Genomic DNA, 9,487 nt, shown 5'->3' with positions numbered 1-9,487 from the left:
TGAAGATCAGTGGCAGTTTATCCGCAGCCAGCTGCTGCAAAGCTGAGCCAGCAGACCGCATCAACCAATGCACGTCTGCTCCGAGCTCACAATCAAACCCACTGCCGACTTTGAAGATCAGTGGCAGTTTATCCGCAGCCAGCTGCTGCAAAGCTGAACCAGCAGACCGCATCAACCAATGCATGTCCGCTCCGAGTTCACAATCAAACCCACTGCCGACTTTGAAGATCAGTGGCAATTCATCCGCAACCAGCTGCTGCAAAGCTGAGTGCGCACATGCCCAGCGTCCCTGCGCCAGCAAGGTTGTGACAAAGCGGGAGGCCTTGGCCTCCCTTGCTTTTTGTGGCACAAAAGAAGAGACAAGCACCAGATGCGACCCAGCTTGTCGCGCTCAAGTGTTAGATTCATCTGCCATAAATCTTCACACCAACAGGACATCCTATGGAACCCGAGATCATTACCGAAGCACAGACCTGGCTGACCAACAACCAGGGACTGATCATCGAGTATGCGGTCAACATCGCCGCCGCCCTGATCACCCTGCTGGTCGGTTACATTGCCGCCAACCTTCTCAGCGGTGGCGTGGTCAAGGTGATGCAGACCCGCAAGCTGGACACCACCGTCACCCACTTCGTCGGCAGCATCCTCAAATACACCATTCTGGTGTTCGTGGTGATCGCCGCTCTGGGCCGGGTCGGGGTGCAGACCGCCTCCTTCGTAGCCATCATCGGTGCCGCCGGTCTGGCCATCGGTCTGGCGCTGCAGGGCTCTCTCTCCAACTTTGCCGCCGGTTTCCTGCTCATCATCTTCCGCCCCATCAAGGCAGGGGAATTCATCGAGGTGGCAGGCACCAATGGCGTTGTGCAATCGGTGCAGCTCTTCACCACCACCCTCACCTCGGGTGACAACAAGATGGTGGTAGTGCCGAACTCCGCCATCCTCAACGGCACCATCGTCAACTACTCGCGCATGGATACCCGCCGCGTCGACATGACCTTCGGCATCGGCTACGGCTCCGACCTGCGCAAGGCCAAACAGATCCTGGAGCGGCTGGTGAGCGAAGAGCCCCGCATCCTGAAGGAGCAGGCCGCCACCATTGCCGTTGCCGCGCTGGCCGACTCCTCGGTCAATATCGTGGTGCGTCCCTGGGTCAAGACCGGCGATTACTGGGGTGTCTGGTTCGACTTCCACGAGAAGGTGAAGCTCACCTTCGACGCCGAGGGCATCGAGATTCCCTTCCCCCAGCGTGTGGTCCACATGCAAAAGACGGCGGATTGATCCTCGGTGTGCGTTCTCCAGTGCCAGCCTTCGGGCTGGCACTGTCGTTTCTGCCTTCTGTGACATGAAAAAACCGGCCACAGGCCGGTCTTGCGCACCAGGTCGCACCGCGTTCTCACCCCAGCCGACGTGCAACCCGGTTGAGCAGGGGCTGCATCAGCACATAACCCCCCAGCACGGCTCCGATCACCGCCAGTACGTGGATCTCCAGCGTCGGCGCCGCATTGGCCAGCGTCAGGGTCAGCAAACCGATGAGGCCGGTGGCGATCAGGCTCAGGGCAAACAGGGATAACAGGGCTTTCATCTCGATCTCCTCATTCCACACCATTGATTCCATACCTTGGCCATCCCTGGGAGATCTCGTCCATTCGGCTCATATGATAGCCAGCGTCTGTTGCCCACCATTTGCGCCTGCTCAAAAAACCGTCCGATGAGCGTCTGTTGAATACCCTTTGATCTGTCACGCCAGCTTTCCAGAGCCACGGCCGCGCTCCCCTTGAAATGAAAGCCTTTTCAACCCGAACAAGCATGCGCGAACGCAAGATCCCGGGGTACTGGGTGACTCATAATCGCACTGTTTTGGTTGTACACTCCCTCGTTGCAGACAATTGGTAATGCTCTGTTACACGGGGCGCACGGAGTGCCCGGTATAATGCTCGCATAATAAGGTTTGGCGGGAGCCTTGCCTGCAAGGTTCAAACACAACTTGGAAGACTGATAATCCTATGAAAAATATCAATCCAACCCGGACCCAGGCCTGGCAGGCACTGGAAGCCCATTTTGCAGCCAACAAGGAGATGCGTCTCAAGGATCTGTTCGCACAGGATCCCCAGCGTTTTGACAAGTTCTCCCTCACCTTCGGTGGCGACATCCTGGTCGACTACTCCAAGAATCTGATCACCGAAGAGACCCTCAAGCTGCTGGTGAACCTGGCTGGCGAGACCGATCTGCGCAGCGCCATCGACGCCATGTTCAACGGCGACAAGATCAACATGACCGAAGGGCGCGCCGTACTGCACACCGCCCTGCGCAACCGCTCCGACCGCCCCATCGAGGTTGACGGCAAGGACGTGATGCCGGAAGTGAACGCCGTACTGGCCAAGATGAAGGGCTTCTGCGAGAAGGTCATCGGTGGCGAGTGGAAGGGCTATACCGGCAAGGCCATCCAGCACGTGGTCAACATCGGCATTGGTGGCTCCGATCTGGGCCCCGTCATGATCACCGAGGCCCTGCGCCCCTACAAGAATCACCTGGAGATGCACTTCGTCTCCAACGTCGACGGCACCCACATCGCCGAGACGCTCAAGAAGATCGATCCGGAAACCACCCTGTTCCTGGTGGCCTCAAAGACCTTCACCACCCAGGAGACCATGACCAACGCCCTGACCGCCCGCGACTGGTTCCTCGGTCATGCCGGTGACAAGGCCCACGTTGCCAAGCACTTCGCCGCCCTGTCGACCAACGGCAAGGCCGTTGCCGAGTTCGGCATCGACACCGACAACATGTTCGAGTTCTGGGACTGGGTCGGCGGCCGCTACTCCTCCTGGTCCGCCATCGGCATGCCCATCGCCCTCTCCCTCGGCTTCGAGCACTTTGAGGCCCTGCTGCAAGGCGCCTTCGAGATGGACATGCACTTCGCCACTGCCGCCTATGAACAGAACGTGCCCGTACTGCTGGCCCTGATCGGCCTGTGGTACAACAACTTCCATGGTGCCGAGTCCGAAGCCATCCTGCCGTACGATCAGTACATGCATCGCTTCCCTGCCTACTTCCAGCAAGGCAACATGGAGTCCAACGGCAAGTACGTGGACCGCGACGGCAATCCGGTTGACTACCAGACCGGTCCCATCATCTGGGGTGAGCCGGGTACCAACGGTCAGCACGCCTTCTACCAGCTGATCCACCAGGGCACCAAGCTGATCCCCTGCGACTTCCTGGCGCCGGCCATCAGCCATAACCCCATCGGTGACCACCACCCGAAACTGCTGGCCAACTTCTTCGCCCAGACCGAAGCCCTGGCCTTCGGCAAGAGCAAGGAAGCGGTGGAGGCCGAGTTCCTGGCCGCCGGCAAGACGCTCGACCAAGTTAAAGAGCTGGTGCCGTTCAAGGTGTTCGAAGGCAACCGCCCGACCAACAGCATACTGTTCAAGAGCCTGACCCCGAAGACGCTGGGTGCCCTGATCGCCATGTACGAGCACAAGATCTTCGTACAGGGCGCAATCTGGAACATCTTCTCCTTCGACCAGTGGGGTGTGGAGCTGGGCAAACAGCTGGCCAACAAGATCCTGCCGGAGCTGGGCACCGATGAGGCCGTCACCAGCCACGACGGCTCCACCAACGGCCTGATCAACACCTGGAAAGCCTGGAAGGCCTGATTGCTCCCGCCCTCCAGAATGCAAAAGCCCCGCTCGATGAGCGGGGCTTTTTTATTGCTATCAATCGGTCTGTTTGCATCATCCGGACGACAGGCCGGGTGTCTAAGCCAGCCAGTAACGGGGATCGTCATCCCTGCCCCTTCCGATGCCGCTCAGCGAAGGCTTAACCGCCGACGGCAATACGCTTCATGTCCTTCATGTAACCACGCAGGGTCTGGCCGATCTTCTCGATCGGGTGGTTGCGGGTCGCTTCGTTGGCAGCCAGCAGGGCCAGGTTGTCCACCGCCTTGCTATCGGCACGGGCACTGCCCAGGTCCCCTGCTTGCAGGGTCGGCATGAAGTGCTCGCGCAGCAGCGGCACGGCAGCGTTGGCGAACAGGTAGTTGCCGTACTCCGCGGTATCGGAGATGACCACGTTCATCTCGTACAGACGCTTGCGGGCAACGGTGTTGGCGATCAGCGGCAACTCGTGCAGGGATTCGTAGTAGGCGGACTCTTCATAGATGCCGGAGGCCACCATGGTTTCGAACGCCAGCTCGACACCCGCCTTGACCATGGCCACCATGACCACACCATTGTCGAAGTACTCCTGCTCGGCGATCTTGCCAGCATAGGCAGGAGCATTCTCGAAGGCGGACTTGCCGGTCTCTTCGCGCCAGCCGAACAGCTTGGCATCGTCTTCGGCCCAGTCAGCCATCATGCCGCGGGAGAACTCGCCGGCGATGATGTCATCCATGTGCTTCTCGAACAGCGGACGCATCAGGGTGCGCAGTTGCTCGGAGAGTTCGAAGGCACGCAGCTTGGCCGGGTTGGAGAGACGGTCCATCATCAGGCTGATGCCACCCTGCTTCAGGGCCTCGGTGATGGTCTCCCAGCCGAACTGGATCAGCTTGCCGGCATAGGCCGGGTCGGTGCCCTCGGCAACCAGCTTGTCGTAGCAGAGCAGGGAACCGGCCTGCAGCATGCCGCACAGAATGGTCTGCTCGCCCATCAGGTCGGATTTCACTTCCGCGACGAAGGAGGATTCCAGCACGCCGGCACGGTCACCACCGGTAGCAGAGGCCCACGCCTTGGCGATGGCCATGCCCTCGCCCTGGGGATCGTTCTCCGGGTGGACGGCGATCAGGGTCGGTACGCCAAAGCCGCGCTTGTACTCTTCACGCACTTCGGTACCCGGGCACTTGGGCGCAACCATCACGACGGTGATGTCGGAACGGATCTGCTGCCCCTCTTCCACCACGTTGAAGCCGTGGGAGTAGCCAAGCGCGGCGCCCTGCTTCATCAGCGGCATCACGGTTTTGACGACGTCGGAGTGCTGCTTGTCCGGGGTCAGGTTCAGCACCAGATCGGCGGTCGGGATCAGCTCTTCATAGGTGCCGACCGCGAAGCCGTTGTCGGTGGCCTTCTGCCAGGAGGCGCGCTTCTCGGTGATGGCGGCCTTGCGCAGGGCGTAGGAGATATCCAGCCCGGAGTCGCGCATGTTCAGGCCCTGGTTCAGACCCTGGGCACCACAGCCCACAATCACCACCTTCTTGCCCTTCAGCATGTTGCAGCCGTCCGCGAACTCTTCGCGCTGCATGAAACGACACTTGCCCAGCTGGGCCAACTGCTGACGCAGGTTCAAGGTGTTGAAATAGTTAGCCATGGTGATTGCTCCGTTCGATTGATTCCATGCCGGATAGCGGCGTTGTCGAAACCACTATAGCGCGGGACACTTATTGCCTGAACTGATATATTCGAAACAGTACGTTGCAGGAATTGAAATGTGATTTCCCGCAATCTCCCGCCGCCGAGCCATCGTGCTACAGGGCGCCTGACAACGCCGCAGGAATAAAAAGATGGACCTTCGCAATCTCGAACTGTTTCTCCACCTCGCCGACTCCCTCCACTTCGGCAAAAGCGCCGATGCCATGGCGGTCAGCCCCTCCACCCTGAGCCGCGCCATCCAGCGACTGGAACAGGAGACCGGCTGCGTGCTGTTCGAGCGGGACAACCGCTCGGTGCGGCTCACCCCTGCTGGTGACAAGCTGCGGGAGTTTGGCGGTGCCTTGCTGCAGGAGTGGCGCCAACTCAAACAGGAGCTCAAGCGCAGCGACGAGCCGCTGCAAGGGCGGTTGCGGGTGTTCTGTTCGGTCACCGCCAGCTACTTTCTGCTACCCGAGGTACTGGAACGCTTTCGTCGCCGTTATCCCCAGCTGGAGATCAAGCTGGAGACCGGCGACCCGGCACTGGCAGTGGACAAGATCCTGGCTGACGAAGCCGATCTCGCCATCGCAGCGAGGCCGGATGCGCTCTCGTCCAAGCTGGAATTCGCCAGCCTGCAGCAGGTGCCGCTGGTGTTTATCGCCCCCCGCAATGCCCCTCAGCAGGGTCAGTGGTTCCCCCTGGGTGAACCTGACTGGGAGCGCCTGCCGCTGATCCTCTCCGAACAGGGGCTGGCCCGAAAGCGCTGTGATCAATGGTTCCGCAACAAGGGGATAGCTCCCAACATCTATGCAGAAGTGGCGGGCAACGAGGGCATCGTCGCCATGGTAGCCCTCGGCTTCGGTGTAGGTGTCGTGCCTGCCGCCGTCATCGATCACAGCCCCATGGGGGACAAGGTGCGTGTGGTCGAGCCCAAACCGGCGCTCAAGGCGTTCGACGTCGGTATCGCCGTGCTCAAGAAGCGGCTGGAAGAGCCGCTGATCCGCGCCTTCTGGGACACTGCACGCGGCCAGGGAGGCCTTCGCTGATCCGGCAGGCATCAGAGCCACAGTGAGTGTCAAATGTATCAGTATGAAAGTGGGGGAGAAGAGGGGACACTGGCCGGCACCATCCAGCCACCATCAAGGAATAGAGCGTGAGCCAGCATCTTGTCGAAATCCGCAGTGCCATCCTGTTCGCAGAATATCTGCAAAGCCTCGGGGTCCAGCGCCATGAACTCGATCGGGAGCAGGAGATCTATCTCCAGGACAGGCACCTCGCCACGGTGCAATGCATTCAGGGGGAGCTGCGCTTTTATCTGCGCGCCAGCGCACTGGCCAGATCGTGATCCGCAATCGGTCACAGAACCCGCACGCAAAGCGTATTAGACTGGCACCATCCGTCCCCCTCGCCCCGGGGGCCACCACGAGGAGTGCCCATGAAACAAAGCGGCCTGGATCGGCTCTTCAAACCTCACTCGATCGCCGTCATCGGCGCCTCCAGTGATCCGCAGAAGGCAGGCCATGTGGTCATCCGGCACCTGCTGGCGGGTCAGTTCCAGGGCCCTATACTACCCGTGGCCCCCCGCAGCCAGGCCATCGCTGGCGTGCTCGCCTATCCGGACATAGAGAGCCTTCCCCTCTCCCCCGATCTCGCCATCGTCTGTACCCGGCGCGAACGGGTACTGCCGCTCATCGAGGAGCTCGGCAAGAAAGGAACCGGAGCCGCCATCATACTGGCCGCCCAGTTCTCCACTGACGAGCGCCTGCGGCTCAAGCATCTGTGCCAGCAATACGGCATCCGGCTGCTCGGCCCCAACAGCATGGGCATGCTGCTCCCCGGGCAGGGTATCAACGCCAGCTTTTCCCCCATTGCAGCGACTCCGGGACAGGTGGCGTTTCTCTCCCAGTCGGCAGCGGTCAGCACCACCATCCTGGATTGGGCCAAGCAGCGCGAAATCGGCTTCTCGGCCTTCGTCTCCCTGGGCGATCATTGCGACATCGACTTTGGCCAACTGCTGGATCAGCTCTCCCGGGACGGGACGACCCGCGCCATCCTGATCTACATGGACAAGCTGCACGATGCCAGGCACTTTCTCTCCGCCGCCCGTGCCGCCTCGCGCAACAAACCCATCCTGATCCTCAAGAGCGGTCGGCACGACCCGGCCAACGGTCTCGACAATGTCTATGATGCCGCCATCCGCCGGGCTGGCATGCTGCGCGTCCGGGATACCCACGAACTGTTTGCCACTGTCGAGACCCTGAGCCACTCCCTGACCCTCAAGGGGGAGCGGCTCGCCATCCTCTCCAATGGGCGCGGCCTCGCCAACATGGCCGCAGACGTACTGCTGTCTCGGGGAGGCAAGCTGGCGATGCCGCCCCTCGACATCGGCAGCGATGCCGATATCGAGGCCTACAAGAGTGCACTCGAGACGCTGCTGCAAGGGGACAGTGCCGATGCCATCCTGCTGATCCATGCACCGTCCCTCACCGCCCGAGGTGTCACCCTCGCCAGCAGCCTGATCGACTTCATCAAGCAGCATCCCAGGGCCAGACGATTCAACATCCTGACCAACTGGGCAGGCGAATACTCCGCCCAGGAGGGGAGACGCCTGTTCAACGAGGCGGGCATACCGACCTATCGCACCCCGGAAAGCGCCGTCACGGCCTTCATGCACATGGTGGAATATCGCCGCAACCAGAAACAGTTGATGGAAACACCGGCCTCCCTGCAGGGCGACAGACTCGATGTCGAGCGCTGCCAGCAGCTCCTTGGGCAAGCGCTGGACCGCCAGCAGCGGGTGCTGGACACCCACCTGGCCCATCCCATCTTGCAGGCAGCCGGGCTATCCACCCTCGCGACCTGGATCGTCTCCGATGCCATCGAAGCCGCACTGACTGCAGAACAGATTGGCTACCCCGTAGCGGTGAAGCTGCGATCTCCCGACATCGCCCACAAATCCGATGTACACGGTGTCATGCTGAACCTGCGTACCTCGGCGGAAGTCGCCCAGGCGGCGGATGCCATTCTGGACAGGGTACGTCAGCACGATCCTGGCGCCCGCATAGAAGGGCTTCTGGTACAACGCATGGCACGCCGCAGCGGGGGTCTGGAGCTACGGATCCGCTTGCAGCAGGATCCGGTCTTCGGCCCCGTCATCCTGCTCGGGGAATCCGGCGCCGAGCCCCGCGAGATGGTCGCGGCCCTTCCTCCCCTCAACCAGGCACTGGCTCGCTACCAGATCATTGGTGCCCTCAAGGATGGCAAGATCCGCGAGCAGGCCAGTCCGGTACGGCTCGATATCGACGCCCTCGGCCAGGTGCTGTGCCAGCTCTCCGAGCTGCTGCTGGCCTTCCCCGAGATACAAGAACTGGATCTGCACCCGCTGCAGGCCTGTGGTGAAGAGATGGTGATCCTGGATGCCCGGCTCGTCCTGGCAGAGCGAGGACAACAAGTGCTGCCACTGGCCATTCGCCCCTATCCCACCGAGCTGGAAGAGGGTGCCTGGCTGAAAGATCAGAGTCATGTACTGCTGCGCCCCATCCGCCCCGAAGACGAGCCGGCCCACAAGCAGTTCGTGCGGCAGGTGTCTGATGAAGACAGGTACAAACGCTTCTTTGCCGACGTGGGGGAGCTGGGACACGAAGAGCTGGCCCGCATGACCCAGATCGATTATGACCGGGAAATGGCCTTCGTCGCCGTGGGCCAGGACGGCCCTTTCAGCAAGCAGATCCTGGGAGTGGTGCGAGCCATTGCCAGCCCGGATCAATCGGATGCGGAGTTTGCCATCCTGGTCCGCTCAGACTTGAAAGGGCTCGGACTCGGCAAGTTGATGATGGAAAAGATCGTGCGCTATGCCAGAGAGCGTGGCATAGGCCAGCTCTCTGGCATGACCATGCCCAGCAATCGCGGCATGATCAATCTGGCCAAACGGCTCGGTTTCAAGATCGATATTCAGCTGGAAGATGGGATAGTCAACATGGAGCTGCCCTGTGCTGATCAGGTTGTATAACGATACAATCGTGGTGGTAAATCAACCAGATATGGATGGATAACGTGAATTTCAGGCAATAAAAAACCCCGCTCGATGAGCGGGGTTTCTTGTATTGGGTGCCTGGCAGTGTCCTACTCTCGCATGGCGAATGCCACAC

General features: G+C 60.8%; 8 protein-coding genes and 1 pseudogene. 6 read left to right on the top strand and 3 right to left on the bottom strand.

Annotated elements, in window-relative coordinates; translation table 11 throughout:
- A partial coding sequence (locus BGO64_RS20870) for a hypothetical protein (protein ID WP_410488824.1) occupies nucleotides 1-184 on the bottom strand: 184 nt, incomplete at its 3' end.
- Here BGO64_RS20870 and BGO64_RS13215 point away from each other — a divergent pair.
- Together BGO64_RS13215 and BGO64_RS13210 are read left to right on the top strand one after the other, a co-directional pair.
- Nucleotides 185-268: pseudogene (locus tag BGO64_RS13215) on the top strand (nucleoid occlusion factor SlmA); the annotation flags it as partial. It lies immediately after the preceding gene.
- 173 nt (nucleotides 269-441) lie between these two features.
- Entirely contained in the window at nucleotides 442-1,278 is an 837-nt protein-coding gene (locus tag BGO64_RS13210) for a mechanosensitive ion channel domain-containing protein (protein ID WP_042864726.1), read from the top strand.
- 115 nt (nucleotides 1,279-1,393) lie between these two features.
- Here the strand turns inward: BGO64_RS13210 and BGO64_RS13205 are convergent, their stop codons facing one another.
- A complete protein-coding gene (locus BGO64_RS13205) occupies nucleotides 1,394-1,582 on the bottom strand; it encodes a holin (RefSeq protein WP_286700807.1) in 189 nt (62 codons plus the stop codon).
- A 421-nt stretch (nucleotides 1,583-2,003) separates the two neighbouring features.
- On the opposite strand from BGO64_RS13205, the gene pgi reads away from it, so the two are divergent.
- Nucleotides 2,004-3,653 carry a glucose-6-phosphate isomerase gene (pgi, locus tag BGO64_RS13200; RefSeq protein WP_286700806.1) on the top strand — a complete coding sequence of 550 codons (1,650 nt, stop codon included), beginning with the start codon at nucleotides 2,004-2,006 and terminating at the stop codon, nucleotides 3,651-3,653.
- 163 nt (nucleotides 3,654-3,816) lie between these two features.
- Here the strand turns inward: pgi and ilvC are convergent, their stop codons facing one another.
- On the bottom strand, nucleotides 3,817-5,298 hold the full coding sequence (gene ilvC / locus BGO64_RS13195) for a ketol-acid reductoisomerase (protein WP_286700805.1): 1,482 nt from the start codon (nucleotides 5,296-5,298) through the stop codon (nucleotides 3,817-3,819).
- A gap of 193 nt (nucleotides 5,299-5,491) precedes the next feature.
- Between ilvC and ilvY the strand changes: the two genes are divergently transcribed.
- The 3 genes from ilvY to BGO64_RS13180 all read left to right on the top strand — a co-directional run bounded on the left by ilvY (nucleotide 5,492) and on the right by BGO64_RS13180 (nucleotide 9,348).
- Nucleotides 5,492-6,385, top strand: a complete 894-nt coding sequence (gene ilvY, locus BGO64_RS13190; protein ID WP_048209637.1) for an HTH-type transcriptional activator IlvY — start codon at nucleotides 5,492-5,494, stop codon at nucleotides 6,383-6,385.
- Between the two features lie 107 nt (nucleotides 6,386-6,492).
- Nucleotides 6,493-6,684: a hypothetical protein gene (locus tag BGO64_RS13185; protein WP_010676124.1), complete on the top strand. Its 192-nt coding sequence runs from the start codon at nucleotides 6,493-6,495 to the stop codon at nucleotides 6,682-6,684.
- Between the two features lie 90 nt (nucleotides 6,685-6,774).
- Nucleotides 6,775-9,348 (top strand): bifunctional acetate--CoA ligase family protein/GNAT family N-acetyltransferase, encoded by a 2,574-nt coding sequence (locus BGO64_RS13180; RefSeq protein ID WP_286700804.1) that lies wholly within the window; start codon nucleotides 6,775-6,777, stop codon nucleotides 9,346-9,348.
- Nucleotides 9,349-9,487 lie beyond the last annotated feature (139 nt).

The sequence above is a fragment of the Aeromonas sp. 62-46 genome (assembly GCF_001898585.1).
GTDB classification, from domain to species: domain Bacteria; phylum Pseudomonadota; class Gammaproteobacteria; order Enterobacterales; family Aeromonadaceae; genus Aeromonas; species Aeromonas caviae.
Note: the sequence above shows the minus strand (reverse complement) of the source record. Positions and strands in the feature narration are given on the sequence as shown.